The following is an 18,372-nucleotide window of genomic DNA, read 5'->3' as shown; positions in this document are numbered from 1 at the left end:
CAATACAGAAGTAAAACCAATCCGGTTTCTGACAAGAAAAGCATAAAGGTAACTAGCCAATATTATCTTGCACAGTGGTTGATTTTAGTTAGCAGCGCCTACGATATGCGCAGTGCATTTTAAACGCATGATCACACCTGCCACAAGTAAAGAGTCGAATTACACTCCTTTACAACTACATAAATTGTTACGAAATGTTCCAACCCTGTATTACAATTTCATTTGTTCATTAAAACCAGCACAGTTAGATATTATTCTGCCACTCAATATCGGCAACGTATAACCAGAGCCTGGCAGAAAATGACTCACCAGAAAAAGCAAACAACAAAGGCCCGTAATGGGCCTTTGTGTGGGAGATAACGCGACTTACCTGGCCATGATCTGTGACTGCACCTTGAACCCTAATGTTTCATAAAGCGCCTTGGCGTGCTCGTTGAAGGCCATCACCTCCAGCCGGATCTGGTGGGCATCGTGAGCCTTGGCCCAGTGGTCGCAGTGAGCAATCAGCGCCCTGCCGATACCTTGCGAGCGGTGCCCCTCATCGACCACCACTGAGCCGATGCGGCAGATGGGTTGCTTGCTGAGAAACGGGATGCTCTCGTTGATGTCGATGCGCGCGGTCAGAAACCCCACCACAGCGCCATCCAGCTCGGCAACGCAAAACAGTCGCCCTTCGGCGGCGATGGCAGTGAGCAAGAATGCCCGCTCCTCTGGCGAAGGCGGGCAGAACACCTCGGGATAGTGCTCATAGTGGATCTCTCCTATCTGCCGGTTCAGCTCGAGGATGGCGTCGATGTCCTGCTCGGTTGCCTTGCGTATCTCCAACATGTGCTCCTTGCTCTGGCGTTGGCTAACAGGTGGACACGTCCATCCTCTTTGGGATGAGCGAAGGGGCCATCATAGTGGGAGTCAGCGGCAAAAAAAAGGGTCAATCGTATCCAGTGATGGCCGAGTGTGAGCCTCGCAGCTGGCAACAACAACGCCCCGTGACGGGGCGTTATGGTCATTCCTGCTACCCAGGCGTCAGCTCGGGGATCCCAACTGGGCCACCTGCCGCTCGATACTCCCCTTGAGGTTGTCATCGAGTTTCAAGGCCCGTGCCAGCTCATCCAGATAGCCGCGCTCCATGAAGTGATCCACGTCGATGGCGAGCAGAGAGGCAAGGTAGACCTCGGTGGCCTGCTCCATGTCGGTCACATCCCAGGCCAACGCCTGCGGATCGAGGGGACGTGCCAGCTCGGCGTCAATCCAGCGCGCCGCATCGCTTTGGCCCTGCTCGGTCAGGTACTGCTGGATCTTCTGGCGCTCGGCATCATCGATATGGCCGTCAGCCCGCGCCGCCGCCACCATGGCGCGCACCAGCAGGGTGGCGCGGGCATCCAGCGCCTGACCCTGCAGGGTATCGAGGGGCTGGGTGGGTTGCGCGGCCCCGCTCTGCTGGGCCTGCCAATCCTGATAGAGCTTGTAGGCGAGGCCACCGAGGGCCGCCGCCCCGCCTACCGCTGCCACCTTGCCGCCATACTTGCGCACCTTCTTGTTGCCCAGCAGCAAGGCCATGGCACCGGCAGCCAGACCGCCCTGCGCCATGCCCTTCATCTGCGACTTGCGGCTGTCACCACCGTCGTTGAGCCAGCCCTTGCCAGCGCCCATTAATTGCTCCAGCATCTGTTTCATAAGACCTCCTCTTTGCGTGATTTTCCATGCTGGGCCGCGCCCACTGAACTCAAGGTGAATGGATGCCACTGCCGCGCCTGTTGCTGCTGACCCTGACGGCGTTCGCCGCCAACTCCGTGCTCTGCCGTCTGGCCCTGTTTGAAGAGCGGATGGATCCGGCCCTGTTCACCTTGCTGCGGCTGACCAGTGGCACCCTGGTGTTGTTCCTGCTGTGCCGGGCACGTCACCCGTCGCCTCGCCAGGGAGACTGGGGCGCACCCTGGCCGCCAGCGTGCAATTGCTGGTACCCCTGCTCGCGGCGCTGGCCGGTCTCATCTGGTTGGATGAGTCCTGGTCACTGCGGTTGTTATTGTCATCACTGGGCATTCTGGGGGCATAGCCCTGGTCATAGCGGGACGCCCCCCTTCAGGAGACAAACCATGAAAATTGCCATACGGCTGCCCGGTTGCAGCCTCTCGGCCAGCCTGCTGGCCGCGGTAGAAGACAGGGAAGCCCAGCAGGCCAAACTGGATGCCCCCGGTCTGCAGGCCGACGCCTATCGCAAGAGCTACCGCCAATGAACCCGGCCCCAGGAGAAAACATGACCCCACCTCGCGAGCTGACCCTGCAGTTTCTGGCCGAACCCGCCGACGTGAACTTCGGCGGCAAGGTGCACGGCGGCATGGTGATGAAGTGGATCGATCAGGCGGGTTACGCCTGCGCCGCCGGCTGGTGCAGCGGCTATGCGGTCACCGTCTACGTGGGGGGGATCCGCTTCCTGCGCCCCATCCAGATAGGCCAGCTGGTGGAGGTGCACGCCCAGGTGATCCACACAGGCACCACCAGCATGCACCTGGCGGTGGATGTCTACAGCCGTCACCCGGCCAGCCGGGAGCGCCACAAGACCACCCATTGCATCATCATCTTCGTGGCCATGGACGAGACGGGCACACCGACCCCGGTGCCCCAGTGGCAACCTGTCTCGGCCGCCGATCGGCAGTTGCAACAATACGCCAAGAAGCTGATGGCCCTGCGCGAGGAGATAGACAAGGAGATGCGTCAGCACCTCTGAGCCGGGCATCGCCCGTTACACAGGGCCGATCCCTATCCGGGTGCGGCTCTGTATAATGGCGTTTTCCCCATTACGGAGTCTGTCATGTCACTGGAAACTGCCCCGCCCGAGGTCAAGCTGGCGGTGGATCTCATCGAGCTGCTGGAAACCAACCGGATCGACCCGGCGCTGGCCCTGGCGGCGCTGGCCATCGTATCCGAGGACTATCAACGCAAGCTCAAAGAAGGCAAGGATCACTGAACGCGGCAGCGCTGCCGCCCCACCCTGCACAGGAGGTGCCATGACAGGCCCTATCCGTTTCGAAACCGGCCGCCCCATGCTGTTTGGCGGCCTGCGCCGCCACCATGCCTTCGCGCACGCCGACTTCGGTGGCCAATGGCGTGACTTCAGCGCCCTAGGTCCGCTGCCGGGCCAGCTGGGGGAGCATGCCTATGGCGTCATTTGCGGCGTGACCGCCACGCAATGCGAATATATGTGTGCGGTGGAAGTCGCCGCGCTGGAGGTGCTGCCCAAGACGCTGGGGCGGATGCGCATCCAGCCCCAGACCTATGCCGTCTTCCTGCATCAGGGTCATGTCTCGACCATGCCGTACACTTGGCAGCAGGCACTGGACTGGCTGGCGCAATCGGGTTACCAGTCTGCCCACCAGCCCGACTTCGAGCGCTATGGCGCCGAATATGACCCCCACACCGGCAGCGGCGAAGTGGAACTCTGGCTCGCCGTTGTGCCGCGCCAGGCCATGGCCTGAGGCGGCCCTCTCAACAACGCGCCAGACCCATTCAGGCAGGCCCCATCACCTGGTCGCACAGGGCGATCAGGGCCTCGCTGAGGCGGGCCAGGGGTTCGCCCCGCTCCGCCCCCAGGTGCAGGGCCAGCTCGACCGGATTGATCCTGGGCCAGTGCGAAAGGACCACCTGATCCGGCTGCAGCAGGCGTGTTGGCAGCAGACTGACCCCGATCCCGGCGCTCACCGCCCCCTGCAAGCTGGCGAGGCTGGCACTGACATAGGCGATGCGCCAACGCCGCCCCAGCCCATCGAGCGCCTCGGTGATCTGCCGTCGATAGAGCCCTTCACTTGGGAACACCACCAGCGGCAGGGGATCGCGATCACAGGCAGGCCAGTCGCGGCTGTCGACCCAGGCCAGAGGTTCACGCCAGCTGGCGAGTGGTGCTCCTCGCCCCCGGCCCTGCTTGACCAGCGCCAGATCCAGCTCACCGGCCTCGAAGCGCTGCCAGATCCCGTGGCTGAGGCCACTTTGTACCTCCAGCCGCACCTGTGGATATTGGCGGGCAAATGCGGCCAGCACTGGGGCAATGGCGCCGGCGGCGAAATCCTCCGGCACCCCCAGGCTCAATTGCAGGCTCGCTTCTGTCACCTGTGCCTCGGCTTCTGCCAGCAGCGCCAGAATGCGGCGGGCCAGCCCCAACAGCTTTTCCCCCTCCGCCGTGGTCACCACCTGACGGCCACTTCTGTCCAGCAGCGGGCAGCCGAGCTGCTGCTCGAGGCGCCGTATCTGCTGGCTGATGGTGGACTGGGTCAGGTGCACCCGCTCACCGGCACGGGTGAAGCTGCCGGTGTCTATGATGGCGACGAAGCTGCGCAGCAACAGGGGATCCAGCATGGGGCACTCCATTTACAAAACCACTTGATGTCATTCTATCATTTAATTTCCAAATGATTGATGGCACCACTAGGCTGGTCTGCTCCCCTCATTGGCTCAAGGTCCCTCTCATGTCCCATCCCCTTGTCGACCCCGCTGGCTCTCGCCTGATCCAGTCGCTGACCGTTAACCCCAGCCATCAGGAGTGGCTGGAGCAGGCGCTGCAACTGGCCCTGCAGAATCGGCAGCGAGGAGGTCGCCCCTTCGCGGCCCTGTTGGTGCAAAATGACCGACTGGTGGCAAGCGCCGTCAATGCCATGCATCTGGAGGGTGACCCCACCCGCCATGCGGAGCTGGAAGCCCTGCGCCAGGCCAGCCAATCTGGGCCGCTGGCGGGGGCCATCGTCTACGCCAGCGGTCACCCCTGCCCCATGTGCCTGAGCGCGCTGGTGATGAACGGCATTCGCGCCGTCTATTACGCCTTTGATAACCATGATGCGGCCCCCTTCGGCTTTGACAGCACATCGAGCTATGACAAGCTGCGACTGCCCCTCAACCCGCCGCCCCTGCCCCTCATCAAGCTGCCAAGCCCCATCAGCGCCGCCTGCCTCTATGGCGATGAGGTTCCCAAGCCGCAGTCGGAGCCGACTCATGAGTAAGGGCCTGCACGCCGATGGCAAGCAGGCGCTGGCCCTGCTGGTGCTGGTGATCCTGATTGGCCTCAACCTGCGCCCCTTTCTCACCGCCATAGGCCCCTTGAGCCGCGACATTGCCGACGCGCTGGCGCTGGACATGGATACCCTGGCCTGGCTCACCCTGCTGCCGCTCTGGCTTATCGGCGTCGGCGTGCTGATCACCCCTGGCCTGCGCCGTCTCACGGGCCCAAGCCAACTGCTGGGGGCGGCCCTCTTGCTGCTGGGGATGGGAAACGCCATGCGCTTCGATGCCCAGAGCGGCGCCCTGCTGATCGCCAGCGCGGCGCTTTGTGGCCTCGGCTCGGCGCTGGTGCAAGGGGTGCTACCCGGCCTTATCAAGCAGCGCTTCGCCCACAAGGTGCCACTGGTGATGGGGATCTTCTCGGCCTGCATGATGGGGGGCGGAGCGCTGGGGGCCAGCCTCACCCCGCGAGTGGCGGCAAGCCTCGACTGGTCGCGGGCGCTCGCCCTGTGGAGCCTGCCGGTGCTGCTGGCCATGGTCTGGCTGGCGTGGAAAGTCCGCCTGCCAAGCGCCGCCGTGGTGGCTATTCCCCACGGCGAGCAGCGGCTGATCGCCCTGCCCCGCAGCTGGCTGCTGATCGGCTGCTTTGGCATCATCAACAGCGGCTACGGCATAGTCGTCGCATGGCTGGCACCCGCCTACATGGCGCAAGGGTGGAGCGCCCAGCAGGGAGGCGAGCTGGTGGCCTGGCTGGCACTGGCCCAGACCGCCAGCGGCCTCGGCCTGCCCCTGCTGGCGGCACGCAACACAGATCGTCGCCCCTGGATGGGGTTGGCGATTGTCATGCAGCTGGCGGGTTTTGGCGGCCTCTGGCTCGCCCCACAAGCCGCCCCCATCCTCTGGTGCATGCTGTGCGGCGCCGGGCTTGGCGGCAGCTTCTCCCTCATCATGGTGATAGCGCTGGATCACCTGCCTGACCCGCGCCGCGCCGGCACCCTCAGCGCCCTGATGCAGGGGTTCGGCTTTATGCTGGCGGCGACCGGCCCCTGGGTGGCCGCCCGCCTCCATCACCTGAGCGGCGACTTCGCCACCGCCTGGCAGTGGCAGCTGGGAGGCCTGGTGCTGATGAGCCTGCTGGTACTGCGCCTGGATCCGCGCCACTACCCCCGGGTGATGCGGCTGGCCAAGCCGGTACCCAAACCCGTCACCGTCAATTGATCCTCCTGCGTCAGCACATCCTCACCCCGACCGAGGATGTGCCCAGCCTGCCCGTTTCTTCATTGGCAAAGCAGTTGCCCATCATGCCCTTCACCACTGCCAGCTGTGTGAATCATCAATAGATGATTTCATATCACATTGATTTTAAACACATTAAGTGACTCCATATGGAGGGTTGCCCCGGCCTTATGGTCCGTTATGGTGAGAGGCTCAGGCGAGCATAACTCTCATTTCGTCTGGCAGGGATGATGTCGTATTTATCAAGGAAGACAACGCCACATACCAGTGGCCCTGATATCACCAGAAGGTAAAAACATGCGGAAAAATGCAAAATGGGCTTCTCTACTCAGTGGCTTGGCCATGTTAGGCGGTGTCATCTCACCGGCCATGGCTGAAGAGTCATTCAATCTGTGGCAGGAGTGTGCAACCCGCTGCAACCTGGACCTTGGTCAAGGTGTCAGATCCAGCCAACTCGATCTCTCCACCTTGCTTGATGAACAAGCAGAACAGGGCGTATTGCACTACTCCATGGTGCTGGGTGAAGGGAGCAACAGCCTCAAGCTCGCCATCGACAATGCCCTGACCCTGCGCAGCAATGGCTCGAACATCACGCTAACCAGCGCCACCGCAGGCAAGGAACCACGCAGTTACAGCTACCACAGACAAGGGAAAGGCAACTGGTCTCTACACTGGCTGGTGCCCGTCGGGGATGAAGCGCCCGCCAGCATCAAGGTCTTCTTCCATGAGCTGGATGCAGGTTCCGACATCAGCCACATCTCCCCCATCTACAGCATCGAAGTCAGTGACGCTCTGCTGCGCAACATGGCAAAAAACTCGACACTCTATGTCAAACATGTTGAAAACAACGAGATCAATCGGACGCTCACCCTCAGCGCTGCGGGAGTCGGCTTCGTGGCCGCGCCGACCCATCACAGTCGCCAAAAGCGCTGGAGCGAGTGGCATACCGGCAAGGTGCTGTGCCTGCTGGACCCGCTGGATGCCGTTTACAACTATCTATCTCAGCGCAGCTGTAATCTGGGTGATACCTGGGAAGGCAAGGTTTATCGGGTATTGGCCGGTGCGCCCGCCTCTCACGACACCCATATTGTTCCTACCGCCATCAGCCATCGCCTCCATTTTGCCAAGGCGGACAGCCTGGCTGCCCTGACCACCCATCAGGTGTGTGCCATTCCGCTCGAAACGTTGGCGCGTAGTCGTCAACCCAGAGGCTGGGAAGAACTGAGCCAATGTGGCTACCCGGTCCACAATCTGATCACCCTCTATCTTCTGACACGCTTGCCATGGTCCCAGATTGATTCCGTGATTGCCCAGGCGCTGAGCCGCACCACTCCCGAGGAGGGTTCAACACCCCAAGGGCAGCTGGCACAAGCCATTCGTGAAAACCCGGCCCAAGCTCGACTGGCCTTGAGCATGGCCGCCGCCCAGAGTGATGCCTTTACCCGACAGGGTGCTGACAATACCCCGGAGCAAGCAGCAAGCGCCGATGTGGTCAATCTCACCTGCCCGGCCGCAGACCTCAATTGCATTGCACCAGCCGACAGTGCCAATGCCCTGCAAGAGCGAGATTATCCGAATGGTGCCAGCTTCCTGGGTGAGGGAGAGAGCGTCCGCTTTACAACAGCCGGCACTCAACATTGGTCGATGGCGCGTCTGAGCCAGGCCCATCAACAGTTGATTGACAGTGGCTATGCCTTTGTCGGCTATCACGGCACCTTTATCGAAGCGGCCCACAGCATAGTGTTTGAAGGTGTTCACGAGCGCGATCAAGCCTCGATAGCCCCCTGGCAAGGCTTCTATGTCGCTGGGGATCCTGCCCTCGCCTATGGCTACGCCCAGGATCAGGACGCAGATGCGCGGGGACGGATCCGCAATGGCGTCCTGTTACGGGTCTATGTTCCCCGTACCGCCCTGCCCCGTCTCTATGCCACTCCATTGACACTGGCGTCTCCTGATGCCGTTGATGAGGTCAGTCGCCTGATTGGGCACCCCTTGCCGCTGCAACTGAACGCCATCACAGGGCCGGAAGAAGAAGGTGGACGCCTCGAAACCATATTGGGGTGGCGCCTGGCGGAGCAGGCGGTGGTGATCCCCTCCACCATACCGACGGATCCGCGCAACGTGGGTGGAAACCTTGATCCTGCCACTGTGTCACAGGAAGAACGCGCAATCAGCACACTGCCTGATTACGTCACCACACCCCGCGACGAGCTGTAATCCCTGTATGCAGATACAAAAACACCGGCCTGAGGCCGGTGTTTTTGGGGATAACAAGGGGAGGCTGACGCAGCTCAGGGTTGCGCCTCAGCGCCCCTTCTTCTGGCGGCCGGACTGACCGGCGCGCGGTTTGGCTGCAGCCGGCTTGCCGCCCTTGTTGGGCGCCCCTTTACCAGCACTGCCTTTGCCTGCGGCGGCTTTTCCTGCGCCACCTTTGCCAACAGCCCCCTTGCCCACCGGGCTCTTCTTCTCGAAGGCCTCCGGGCCCGGCACATTGGGGCGACCGCCAATCTCGTGGTCATCATCCCGGCGCGGCTTCTTGCCTTGCGCCGCTTTGCCGGTTTGGGCAACTGCAGCTTTGGCCACCTTCGGCTTGTCGCCTTTGGCCGGTTTCACTTCGGAGGAGGAGTCCTCAATCAGCTTGAACAGCTCGATAAGCTCATCGTCGGTCAGATCGCGCCACTCGCCCACCGGCAACCCCTTGAGGCTGACGTTCATGATGCGAATGCGCTCGAGCTTGGTCACTTCAAAACCGAAGTGCTCACACATACGGCGGATCTGGCGATTCAGCCCCTGCACCAGGGTGATGCGAAACACGAAGGGCGCTTCTTTCTTCACCTTGCACTTCTTGGTGACGGCGCCGAGGATAGGCACACCAGCCGCCATCCCGCGCACAAACTCGTCGGTCACCGGCTTGTCGACGGTCACCAGGTACTCTTTCTCGTGATCGTTGCCCGCCCGCAGTATCTTGTTGACCAGATCGCCGTGGTTGGTCAGGAAGATGAGCCCCTGGGAGTCCTTGTCGAGCCGCCCTATGGGGAAGACGCGGGTACTGTGGTTGACGAAATCGACGATATTGTCTTTCTCGCCCGCCTCCGTGGTGGAGACTATGCCCACCGGCTTGTTGAGCACGATAAAGACCAGGCTGTCGGCTTCCCGCGCCTCGATCACCTGACCATTGACCTTGACCAGATCCCCGGCAAACACCTGATCGCCGATCCCGGCCCGCTTGCCGTTGATAAAGACCTGGCCCTGCTCGATGAAGCGGTCGGCCTCGCGGCGCGAGCAGATGCCGCTCTCGCTGATGTACTTGTTCAGGCGCATGGATTCATTAGCCAGCATGGGTCACCTGCCACAGGCTGATAGCCCCATCCAGTTGCACGGTTGCCGGTGCCGGCATCGCCGGGGAGGCTGTCTGCTGCATCAGCCGGTTCACTACGTCAAAGTTCTGCATACCATTCCATCTTCAAAAAGGCCAAGGCCAGCTTAACCATCAAAAAACGCCGATACAGTAGCATATTGCCCCGTCCAGCACGCCGGATACTTGTCACCCACTCCGGTCCTGTGTGCCTGGATCCCACTCTCACCACCTCATATCACAAGCCCATTTCCTGATAACGCAGACCAGACGATGGGGTCAGGATCCAGAGGGCTGAGAAAAAAACACAAAATACGGTCGCAGGCCGGACAGAAAAACGGCGCTCGTCACGGGCATGGAACATTCACACAATATGCAACCCGCTTGCCATCACGCCACATCCAATAAAGAAGCACCTTGCTATTTATTAAATAAAAACGCATAAAAAGATTCAAATCTGCGCAAATTATCTTGCCATGGTCCTGTCGGCATTCTGTCGTTTTCGGCGGTTAAGCCAACAATCGTTGGCAAACTCGGTACAAAATAGAATTTTTGTCCGCATTCATCCCCAATACAAATCATAAATTTGGATGCACGGCATGCGCTTTTCTCTGGCAAGAGGCCAATTTCATCATTCACTACAGGAGTTACAGATGAGTCATTCCCTATCCCAGGCGGATTTTCTGGCCCAGGTGGCCAGCCGCAACCCCCATCAACCGGAGTTTATTCAGGCGGTGAGCGAGGTGGTCGCCTCCATCTGGCCCTATGTGGAACGTCACCCCCGCTACTTGCAGCACGGCCTGCTGGAGCGGCTGGTGGAGCCGGAGCGACTGATCCAGTTTCGGATAAGCTGGGTCGATGACCAGGGCCGGGTGCAGGTCAATCGCGGCTATCGCATCCAGCACAGCTCGGCTATCGGCCCCTTCAAGGGGGGCATGCGTTTTCATCCCTCTGTGGATCTCTCTGTGCTCAAATTCCTCGCCTTCGAGCAGACCTTCAAGAACGCCCTCACTACCCTGCCCATGGGCGGCGGCAAGGGCGGCAGCGATTTTGATCCCAAGGGCAAGAGCGAGGGGGAGGTGATGCGCTTCTGTCAGGCGCTGATGCTGGAGCTCTACCGTCATCTGGGGGCCAACACCGATGTGCCCGCCGGCGATATCGGGGTGGGCGGGCGCGAGGTGAGCTATATGGCAGGCATGATGAAGAAGCTCACCAACAGCGCCGAGTGCGTCTTCACCGGCAAGGGGCTCTCGTTTGGGGGCAGCCTCATTCGCCCCGAGGCCACCGGCTACGGCCTGCTCTATTTCGCCCAGGCCATGCTGGCCCATCGCGATCAGTCGCTGGCGGGCATGACGGTGTCGGTATCGGGCTCGGGCAACGTGGCCCAATACGCCATCGAGAAGGCGATGGCGCTGGGTGCCAAGGTGATCACTGCCTCCGACTCGGGTGGCACAGTCCATGATCCGGATGGCTTCACCCCCGACAAGCTGGCCAGGCTGATGGCGCTCAAGAACGAGCAGCGCAAGCGGGTTGCTGATTATGCCCACGAACTGGGGCTGGAGTTTTTCAGTGGCCGCACGCCCTGGCACCTGCCCACCCAGATTGCCCTGCCCTGCGCCACCCAGAACGAATTAGGGGAAGAGGACGCCAGACAACTGGTGGCCAACGGCGTACAGCTGGTGGCCGAGGGCGCCAACATGCCGAGCTGCGCCGCCGCCATCAAGGTATTCCACGAGGCCCGGGTGCTGTTTGCCCCAGGCAAGGCGGCCAATGCAGGGGGCGTCGCCACTTCTGGGCTGGAGATGAGCCAAAATGCCCAGCGCCTCTCCTGGACACGGGAGGAGGTGGATGCCCGCCTCAAGGAGATCATGACCAGCATCCACGCTACCTGTGTGCGTTACGGTGAAGAGGAGCAGGGCCATGTGAACTACGAGAGCGGCGCCAACATCGCCGGCTTCGTCAAGGTGGCCGATGCCATGCTGGCGCAGGGGGTCTGCTAGCAAGATTCTGCGACCAGGCTCAACACACCACGCGGCAGCCCAGGGGCTGCCGCGTTTTTCATAGTCTCCCCCCCTTCCTCAACCTGTACTTATCACCTTGTTTCTATTAGGCTTTAGGCCATATTTCGGCATTCAAATCGCAGCGCTCATCCCGGCAGCCCTACCGGGGCCGGCCCCCTCTTCAATCGCCAAGGACAGTTTCATGCTGGCTCGTACCCGTCGCCTCCTTCGCCGCTCTCTGCTGACCCTGTTGCTGGCGCTGCTGCTCGGCTGGGGGGTGATCGCCTACCTCGCCTGGCAGGCGGCACCGCTGCAACTGTGGCATACCTTTGTACCACCCGAACTCAGTGCCGAGGAGCTCGATAGCAGTGACTGGCAAGCCTATCTGACCCGCGAGCAGCAGTTGTTCAGTCTGGTGGAGCGGGAGGTGGTTGCCAAGACGCCGCCGGAGCAACAGCTGGCGGGCAATCGTTACTTTCAGGATGCCCCCATCAATCCCGCCCATTTTCGCGATAACTGGAACCGATCCTACCTGCTGCGCCCGGATGGCGAGGTGAAGGGGGTGGCCGTGTTCCTGCACGGCCTGACCGACTCCCCCTACAGCCTTCGTCACCTGGCCCAGCGCTATCGCGAGCAGGGCTTCATCGCCCTGGGCCTGCGTATTCCCGGCCACGGCACAGTGCCCGCCGGGCTGGTCAAGATGGAGTGGGAAACCTGGCTGGCGGCTACCCGACTGGCGGTGCGCGAGGCCAGAGTGCTGGCCCCGGGCAAGTTGCCGCTGCATCTGGTGGGCTTTTCCAACGGCGGCGCGCTGGCGGTGAAATACGCGCTGGATGCGCTGGAAGACAAGACGGGCACATTGGCGAGGCCGGATCGGCTGGTGCTCATCTCCCCCATGATAGGGGTGACCCGCTTTGCCCGCTTCGCCGGCCTGAAGGCGGTGCCCGCCCTGCTGCCCGCCTTTGCCAACGCGGCCTGGCTCGGCATCATGCCGGAGTTCAATCCGTTCAAATACAACTCCTTCCCGGTTAACGGGGCACGCCAATCCTACCGGCTGACCCACGCCATCCAGCAGCAGGTGCGCCAGCTGGCGGCCAGTGGCGAGCTGGCGGTATTCCCCCCGGCCCTCACCTTCCAGTCGGTGATGGACTACACGGTCAGCACCCGCTCCATCATCGCCGATCTCTACCACTTCCTGCCGGCCAACGGCAGTGAGCTGGTGCTGTTCGACATCAATCGCGGCTCTGTCTTCGGCCCTCTGATGAACAGCGCCTCCGAGCTGGCCCTGAGTCACCTGCTGCCGAGCCAGCCCCAGCCCTATCGGCTGACGGTGGTGGGCAACGAGGCGACATCTCGTCCACAGACCCAGGCCAGCACCCTGGCCGCGGGCGGCGGGCCACAGCAGATCCTGCCCCTTGGCATCGACTATCCCAAGGAGATCTACTCCCTCTCCCACGTGGCCCTGCCCTTCCCCATGGACGATCCCCTCTATGGCATGGCGCCCCGCCCCGAGCAGATCAACCAGTACGGCATCAACCTGGGCGGCCTGGCTCTGCGCGGGGAGCGCGGGGTGCTGATCGTCAATCCCGGATCCCTCACCCGCACCTCTTCCAACCCCTTCTATCCCTATCTGCAGGCGCGGGTGATGGAGACGCTGGTGGCGCCAACCCAGCCCCCGTCGGCGGCCATGGGGCAGCCGGCACAGGTCGGCAACGATCGCAGCGATGCCGACTATCGGGCCGACATAGACGCGTTTTTGGATGAAGCGGATACGCCGGACTCGCCCTTTTAGGGCGGTCGGCAGGCAGTAAAGCGCGAGTCGTCAGCCGAGGGGCGTCATCACTCCTCCAGAGGCGGCTGATTACGATAGGGTCTGACGGGTCCAAGCCATGGCAGGGCCCTCATCATTTCCCCGGAAGATTTCAGGCCACGCCATCAGGGATAGCGGCTGATCTCGACTAGGTTCTGATCCGGATCCAGACAGTAGACCGACTCGATGGGCCCGCAGGCGCCGCTCTTGGTGACGGGCCCTTCGACTATCGCCACCCCGTGGCTGGCAAGCTGGGCGATGACCTGTGTCAGCGGCCAACGGGTGATGAGGCAAAGATCCCCCGCCCCCACCTGCGCCCGGTTGCGCGGCTCCTGCCCCGGCAATTGCAGATTGATCTTCTGGTTGCCAAAACGCAGCGCCCGGCGCCCCGCACCAAAGGTGATGGCCTCCATATTGAGCACCGAACTGTAAAACGCGACGGCCCGCTCTATGTCGCTCACCGTCAATACCAGATGGTCGATGTGGCTGATCATGGTTATCTCCTGGTTGTGGATGTGGCTGATGTGACCGGCATATGCCCATGAATGCCCGACGCTTTCCACAACCGTGGGCAACCCGGCAAGGAGGAGCAGATGTGTGTCGTGGCACGCACAGACAGGCCAAGTGAGTATGTTGTCAGATAAATCCGCCGCACAGTACATAGCGCGATACTGAGGTTGCTGCCAATTACTCGTCACACAGCCTGCCAAACAGGGCAGCCGCCTTGACGGTGCACTGGCTAAAGCGTCGCGCATCCTGCTCGTAGCTGCGGCAGACGCTTTTCGGCTGAAGCTGCCAGAACTGGAAGACAAAGGGGATCTGATCCCCCTCATACTCCACCACCAGCGACTTGGGCTCGGTGCCATAAATATCCGATACCTGCTGCTGCACCAGATTGAGATAGGCCGAAAAAAGATAAGAAACCGGATCCATCACCACCTCCCTGTGGTTGCCACTGCCGAGCTGTATCACGGAAAACCGGAGCGATTTTCAAACGAGTAACAGGCGACAACAGCTTACTGATTTGGTTGGAAAAAATGATACTCTTCTCGCCACCCTCATGTACAACGTTCAAGGCCAGTGTGCGATGCAACAATGCGGTATTTATGAACAACTCATTACTCAACTGCTGACATCTCGACTCGACCGCGAGCACTTTTACGTAGGGGAACGCCAGCTTGAACCTGCCGAAGCAGCTGTCTGGTTATCCAGATTTCTGAGTCGTGTTTTGGAATATGCGGTGGGTTCGGTCACTGGAGAGGATCAGCTGCAACGGCAAATTGAACTGGCCAACCAGTTATTGCTTTGGCTAAAAGATCGCACGCAAGACCCAGACTTTATTGGCGAGAACCTCATCGATAGTCAGGGGAAAATCCTGACGGCGCTCTACCAGTTGGATAACCCCATCTCCGCCAATTTAAAGCAATATGCCGAAGATATTTTTCCTCTGACAGGTCTAACGCAAAGTGAACTGTTCTGCGGCAGCAATGCGGGTTTGTCGATGGAGTCAGAGATTAAACGAGAAATATTATCGGCAGATAGCATCTGCTGGCTGGTCTCATTTATCAAATGGGCAGGTATCCGTATTTTCCGTCATGAGCTGGAGGAGTTCACCCGCAGCGGCCGCCAATTAAAAGTAATTACAACCTCTTATATGGGGGCAACCGATGCCAAAGCGGTCGAATTTTTAGCCAGCCTGCCCAATACCGAAGTCAAACTCAGCTATAACACCCAGCGCGAACGGTTGCATGCAAAGAGCTATCTCTTTTGTCGAAATACCGGCTTTCATACCGGCTATATAGGTTCATCCAACCTCTCTCATTCTGCCCTCACCAATGGCTTGGAGTGGAACCTAAAAATCACCTCGCAAGAGATCCCTCATATTATCGAGAAATCCCTGAGTACCTTTGAAACCTATTGGGAGTCCGATGATTTTGAGCTGTTTGATGGCAAGCTCGAAAGCCGTACAAAATTACAGCATGCGCTGCAAGAGGCTCGTGGTGATGGCGACAAAAATAGTCCTGCCTATTTCTTTGATATCACGCCGTTTCCCCATCAACAGGAGATCCTTGAGCAATTGGCCATGGAGCGCTCCTTGCACCAGCGCTTTCGTAACTTGGTGGTTGCGGCCACCGGCACGGGAAAAACCCTCATCTCCGCCTTTGATTTTGCTCGTTTTCTGAAAACCAAACCCAACGCCAAGTTTCTGTTTGTCGCCCATAAAGAGGAGATCTTGCGCCAAGCCTTGGCCTCTTACCGCGGCGTACTAAAGCAATCCAATTTTGGTGAACTCTTGGTCGGTGGCGCCGTGCCAACCCACTACCATCAACTGTTTGCCTCAGTACAATCCTTGAATAACCAACTGGCTACGTTGCGTCTTAGCCCAGACTATTTCGATTACATCGTCATTGATGAGGTTCATCATATTGCGGCGGCCAGTTATCGTGGTCTGCTCGCCGCCTTTGATCCTCACATTCTATTGGGATTGACCGCAACGCCAGAGCGCCATGATGGCGGTGATATTCTCGCTGACTTTTGTGGTGTCATCGCAGCAGAAATCCGCTTGCCAGAGGCCATCAATCGTCGCCATCTCTGTCCATTCCAATATTTTGGCATCGATGATGATACGGACTTACGCCAAGTCGCGTGGAAAAATGGCCGCTATGACATTAGTGAACTCACCAATATCTACACCCACAATCAGCAGCGGGTACAGAAAATAGTCCAGAGCCTCTATGAGATCGTCACCGATATTACCAAGATCAAAGCGTTGGCATTTTGTGTGAGCCGTGAACATGCTGATTTTATGTGCAAGGCATTTTTATTGAAGGGCATCAAGGCTGACATCCTCACCAGCGATAACCGAGACGAGCGGCATAGCAAACAACAAGATTTGCGTACCGGCGTTATCAGTATTCTCTGCGTGGTGGATATCTTCAACGAAGGGGTCGATATCCCAGAAGTCGATACCTTGCTGTTTTTACGACCGACGGAAAGCCTCACCATCTTCTTGCAACAATTAGGGCGGGGCCTGCGGCTGGCGAGCGATAAAGAGTGCTGTACCGTGTTGGATTTTGTTGGCAATGCTCGCGCTGAGTATGACTTTGCCCAGAAATTCCAGGCACTGGTGGGTAAAACCAATAAGGCGATCAGCCACGAAATCAAACAGGGCTTCCCTCATGCTCCCTTGGGCTGTCGCATCGAGCTTTCAAAACAGACCCAAGAGTTAATTCTGAGCAATATCAAAAAGGCGACCCTCAATACCTCGCGACTCATGGGCCTGATCCGCCGTTTCTCACAGGACTGTGATTTACCGCTGACGCTGGCGAACTTTTTGAAGTTTTACCCTCACATCAGCCTTGAGGAGATCTACAAGCGCGGCAATTGGAGCTCCTTGGTCAAACAGGCCCGCAACCATACCGTTTCTGAAATGAGCGATGAGAAGTTATCTACCCTCTACACACGGGCCATCAAAACCCGGCTATTGGGCTGCGATGCGCTTCATTACTTGAACTTCTTACAAACCTTGGTGGAAAACGCCTTTACCTTAACGGCCGAGCACGATGAACGGATGGCGTTGATGTGCCACTACGACTTCTGGCAACAGAGCGGCCCCAACGCAGGCTTTAACTCCTTGGCGCACAGCCTGAAACAACTCAATCAACCAGAGTTAAGGGCCGAGCTGGCAGATCTGTTGCCCATGCTGATCAACCGGGTGCAACACGAACAACTAGCTATGCCAGACCTTCCCGGCAATCCGCTGCAACTGCATGCTCGCTATGCCAGAGAGCAGGTGCTGGTTGGCTTTGGCGCAACCACCTTCGCGCAACAACCCACGGCTCGCGAGGGGGTGTATGTCATTGCAGAGCAAAATATCGAGTTGCTGTTCGTAACTTTGAATAAAACGGAGCAGCACTTCTCCCCCACCACCCGTTATCACGACTACGCCATTAACGAGTCACTGTTCCATTGGCAGAGCCAAAACAGCGCTCGTCCTGAGCGGGGCAAGGGTCTGAGTTACATTCAGCACAGAGCAGAAGGTAAGCGTTTGTTTTTGTTCGTCCGTGAGCAGAGCAAAGATGAATTTGGCCGTACCCTTGGCTTTGTGAACTTTGGTGAGGTGGAGTACATCTCCTATAGCGGCAGCCAACCGATGAACATCAAATGGCGGTTGACTACTCCGATGCCCCCCTTCATGTGGAAAGAAGCAGCAAAGTTGGCGGTTGGCTAACTCCTGTTAAAAAAAACGGCTCGCCAATGGCGAGCCGTTTTGGTCGGGGTCAGCAGGGGACCCGCTCGATGCGGCCGCCGCTGAGTTTGAAGAAAGCATCCTGCGGCAGCTCTTGTGACCAGGTGGTGGTGTAGTCCAGATCGGCATAGACACCGCGCAGCATGGCGCCGAACAGGCCGTGGGAGACCACGATGGCACGCTCGGCAATGCGCTCATCCTGCAGCCACGCCTGGGCCCGGCGCTGTATGCCTTGAAAATCTTCACCGCCAGGGGCCTGCAGATACCAGTCGGGCTGCTCGAGGTCGAGCTCGGGGTGGGCCGCCAGCAGCTCGGACACCCGATGGCTCTCCCACTTCCCCATGTCCAGCTCCACCAGCCGCTCGTCCCAGACGATGCCCTCGCCATCGAGCCCCAACTGCTGACACACCACGTACGCCGTCTGCCGGGCACGACCGAGCGGGCTGGCATAGAGTGTCCAGCGTGCGGCGTCATCCAGCAGGTCACGCAAGCGAGCGCCCATGGCGGCGGCTTGCGCCTCCCCCTTGGCGGTCAAGTCCGAGTTGCAGCGCCCCTGCAGCCTCAGCTCGGCGTTGTAGCGGGTTTGGCCGTGGCGCAGCAGATAGAGGGTGCGAGGCATGATTTCTCCAGCAAGTTGAGATAGACGAAAGGGCAGATGATAACAGATGAGCGGGGCGATGGAGACTCAGCTGGCAGCAAGGGGCAGGCAAACGGGTCAGGGCTGACCCGGTTCCTGCCA

17 protein-coding genes and 2 pseudogenes are annotated in these 18,372 nt (G+C 59.7%); 11 read left to right on the top strand and 8 right to left on the bottom strand.

What is annotated here, in order from left to right; all coding sequences use genetic code 11:
• Positions 1-366 precede the first annotated feature (366 nt).
• Positions 367-825 (bottom strand): GNAT family N-acetyltransferase, encoded by a 459-nt coding sequence (locus BN1128_RS01095; RefSeq protein WP_042865901.1) that lies wholly within the window; start codon positions 823-825, stop codon positions 367-369.
• A 198-nt stretch (positions 826-1,023) separates the two neighbouring features.
• Positions 1,024-1,674: a tellurite resistance TerB family protein gene (locus BN1128_RS01090; protein ID WP_042865741.1), complete on the bottom strand. Its 651-nt coding sequence runs from the start codon at positions 1,672-1,674 to the stop codon at positions 1,024-1,026.
• Positions 1,675-1,736: 62 nt separating this feature from the next.
• Between BN1128_RS01090 and BN1128_RS24250 the strand changes: the two are divergent.
• From BN1128_RS24250 to BN1128_RS01080, 5 genes and pseudogenes are all read left to right on the top strand, one after another.
• Positions 1,737-2,097 (top strand): annotated as a pseudogene (locus BN1128_RS24250) (hypothetical protein).
• Positions 2,094-2,234 carry a hypothetical protein gene (locus BN1128_RS26480; RefSeq protein WP_156140055.1) on the top strand — a complete coding sequence of 47 codons (141 nt, stop codon included), beginning with the start codon at positions 2,094-2,096 and terminating at the stop codon, positions 2,232-2,234. Before BN1128_RS24250 ends, BN1128_RS26480 begins: the two are co-directional and overlap by 4 nt.
• Positions 2,235-2,254: 20 nt before the next feature.
• On the top strand, positions 2,255-2,725 hold the full coding sequence (locus BN1128_RS01085) for an acyl-CoA thioesterase (protein WP_042865740.1): 471 nt from the start codon (positions 2,255-2,257) through the stop codon (positions 2,723-2,725).
• 84 nt (positions 2,726-2,809) lie between these two features.
• On the top strand, positions 2,810-2,965 hold the full coding sequence (rsmS, locus tag BN1128_RS24245) for a pleiotropic regulatory protein RsmS (RefSeq protein ID WP_082030311.1): 156 nt from the start codon (positions 2,810-2,812) through the stop codon (positions 2,963-2,965).
• 40 nt (positions 2,966-3,005) lie between these two features.
• Complete coding sequence (locus BN1128_RS01080; RefSeq protein WP_042865739.1) at positions 3,006-3,473, top strand: GyrI-like domain-containing protein; 468 nt, start codon at positions 3,006-3,008, stop codon at positions 3,471-3,473.
• A gap of 31 nt (positions 3,474-3,504) precedes the next feature.
• On the opposite strand, the gene BN1128_RS01075 is transcribed toward BN1128_RS01080, so the two are convergent.
• On the bottom strand, positions 3,505-4,347 hold the full coding sequence (locus BN1128_RS01075; protein WP_042865738.1) for a LysR family transcriptional regulator: 843 nt from the start codon (positions 4,345-4,347) through the stop codon (positions 3,505-3,507).
• A 110-nt stretch (positions 4,348-4,457) separates the two neighbouring features.
• Between BN1128_RS01075 and BN1128_RS01070 the strand changes: the two genes are divergently transcribed.
• The 3 genes from BN1128_RS01070 to BN1128_RS01060 all read left to right on the top strand — a co-directional run bounded on the left by BN1128_RS01070 (position 4,458) and on the right by BN1128_RS01060 (position 8,436).
• Positions 4,458-4,985 carry a nucleoside deaminase gene (locus BN1128_RS01070; protein ID WP_042865737.1) on the top strand — a complete coding sequence of 176 codons (528 nt, stop codon included), beginning with the start codon at positions 4,458-4,460 and terminating at the stop codon, positions 4,983-4,985.
• Entirely contained in the window at positions 4,978-6,201 is a 1,224-nt protein-coding gene (locus BN1128_RS01065; RefSeq protein WP_042865736.1) for a cyanate transporter, read from the top strand. Before BN1128_RS01070 ends, BN1128_RS01065 begins: the two co-directional genes overlap by 8 nt.
• Before the next feature lie 354 nt (positions 6,202-6,555).
• Entirely contained in the window at positions 6,556-8,436 is a 1,881-nt protein-coding gene (locus BN1128_RS01060) for an exotoxin A binding domain-containing protein (protein WP_082030310.1), read from the top strand.
• Positions 8,437-8,523: 87 nt separating this feature from the next.
• Here BN1128_RS01060 and rluF read toward each other — a convergent pair whose 3' ends face one another.
• Complete coding sequence (gene rluF, locus BN1128_RS01055; protein WP_042865734.1) at positions 8,524-9,558, bottom strand: 23S rRNA pseudouridine(2604) synthase RluF; 1,035 nt, start codon at positions 9,556-9,558, stop codon at positions 8,524-8,526.
• Positions 9,548-9,670, bottom strand: a complete 123-nt coding sequence (locus tag BN1128_RS26415; RefSeq protein WP_257981443.1) for a hypothetical protein — start codon at positions 9,668-9,670, stop codon at positions 9,548-9,550. Before BN1128_RS26415 ends, rluF begins: the two co-directional genes overlap by 11 nt.
• 557 nt (positions 9,671-10,227) lie before the next feature.
• Between BN1128_RS26415 and gdhA the strand changes: the two genes are divergently transcribed.
• Together gdhA and BN1128_RS01045 are read left to right on the top strand one after the other, a co-directional pair.
• A complete protein-coding gene (gene gdhA / locus BN1128_RS01050) occupies positions 10,228-11,574 on the top strand; it encodes an NADP-specific glutamate dehydrogenase (protein WP_042865733.1) in 1,347 nt (448 codons plus the stop codon).
• A 202-nt stretch (positions 11,575-11,776) separates the two neighbouring features.
• Positions 11,777-13,366: an alpha/beta fold hydrolase gene (locus BN1128_RS01045; RefSeq protein ID WP_042865732.1), complete on the top strand. Its 1,590-nt coding sequence runs from the start codon at positions 11,777-11,779 to the stop codon at positions 13,364-13,366.
• Between the two features lie 143 nt (positions 13,367-13,509).
• Here the strand turns inward: BN1128_RS01045 and BN1128_RS01040 are convergent, their stop codons facing one another.
• On the bottom strand, positions 13,510-13,878 hold the full coding sequence (locus BN1128_RS01040; RefSeq protein ID WP_042865900.1) for a VOC family protein: 369 nt from the start codon (positions 13,876-13,878) through the stop codon (positions 13,510-13,512).
• 144 nt (positions 13,879-14,022) lie between these two features.
• Positions 14,023-14,317, bottom strand: a pseudogene (locus tag BN1128_RS01035) (hypothetical protein); the annotation flags it as partial.
• A gap of 154 nt (positions 14,318-14,471) precedes the next feature.
• On the opposite strand from BN1128_RS01035, the gene BN1128_RS01030 reads away from it, so the two are divergent.
• Complete coding sequence (locus BN1128_RS01030) at positions 14,472-17,615, top strand: DEAD/DEAH box helicase (RefSeq protein ID WP_042865898.1); 3,144 nt, start codon at positions 14,472-14,474, stop codon at positions 17,613-17,615.
• 49 nt (positions 17,616-17,664) lie between these two features.
• On the opposite strand, the gene BN1128_RS01025 is transcribed toward BN1128_RS01030, so the two are convergent.
• Complete coding sequence (locus BN1128_RS01025) at positions 17,665-18,252, bottom strand: histidine phosphatase family protein (RefSeq protein ID WP_042865731.1); 588 nt, start codon at positions 18,250-18,252, stop codon at positions 17,665-17,667.
• Positions 18,253-18,372: the final 120 nt, after the last annotated feature.

Origin of the sequence: Aeromonas piscicola (genome assembly GCF_000820005.1) — a bacterium.
In the GTDB taxonomy this organism is placed as follows: Bacteria; Pseudomonadota; Gammaproteobacteria; order Enterobacterales; family Aeromonadaceae; genus Aeromonas; species Aeromonas piscicola.
This window is presented reverse-complemented; position numbering and strand designations above follow the sequence as displayed.

Bases quoted from the DNA above. Each gene is read 5' to 3' on its own strand.
- BN1128_RS01090 (WP_042865741.1), bottom strand. From the start codon at position 1,674: ATGAAACAGATGCTGGAGCAATTAATGGGCGCTGGCAAGGGCTGGCTC.
- BN1128_RS26480 (WP_156140055.1), top strand. From the start codon at position 2,094: ATGAAAATTGCCATACGGCTGCCCGGTTGCAGCCTCTCGGCCAGCCTG.
- BN1128_RS01085 (WP_042865740.1), top strand. From the start codon at position 2,255: ATGACCCCACCTCGCGAGCTGACCCTGCAGTTTCTGGCCGAACCCGCC.
- rsmS (WP_082030311.1), top strand. From the start codon at position 2,810: ATGTCACTGGAAACTGCCCCGCCCGAGGTCAAGCTGGCGGTGGATCTC.
- BN1128_RS01080 (WP_042865739.1), top strand. From the start codon at position 3,006: ATGACAGGCCCTATCCGTTTCGAAACCGGCCGCCCCATGCTGTTTGGC.
- BN1128_RS01075 (WP_042865738.1), bottom strand. From the start codon at position 4,347: ATGCTGGATCCCCTGTTGCTGCGCAGCTTCGTCGCCATCATAGACACC.
- BN1128_RS01070 (WP_042865737.1), top strand. From the start codon at position 4,458: ATGTCCCATCCCCTTGTCGACCCCGCTGGCTCTCGCCTGATCCAGTCG.
- BN1128_RS01065 (WP_042865736.1), top strand. From the start codon at position 4,978: ATGAGTAAGGGCCTGCACGCCGATGGCAAGCAGGCGCTGGCCCTGCTG.
- rluF (WP_042865734.1), bottom strand. From the start codon at position 9,558: ATGCTGGCTAATGAATCCATGCGCCTGAACAAGTACATCAGCGAGAGC.
- BN1128_RS26415 (WP_257981443.1), bottom strand. From the start codon at position 9,670: ATGCAGAACTTTGACGTAGTGAACCGGCTGATGCAGCAGACAGCCTCC.
- gdhA (WP_042865733.1), top strand. From the start codon at position 10,228: ATGAGTCATTCCCTATCCCAGGCGGATTTTCTGGCCCAGGTGGCCAGC.
- BN1128_RS01045 (WP_042865732.1), top strand. From the start codon at position 11,777: ATGCTGGCTCGTACCCGTCGCCTCCTTCGCCGCTCTCTGCTGACCCTG.
- BN1128_RS01040 (WP_042865900.1), bottom strand. From the start codon at position 13,878: ATGATCAGCCACATCGACCATCTGGTATTGACGGTGAGCGACATAGAG.
- BN1128_RS01030 (WP_042865898.1), top strand. From the start codon at position 14,472: ATGCAACAATGCGGTATTTATGAACAACTCATTACTCAACTGCTGACA.
- BN1128_RS01025 (WP_042865731.1), bottom strand. From the start codon at position 18,252: ATGCCTCGCACCCTCTATCTGCTGCGCCACGGCCAAACCCGCTACAAC.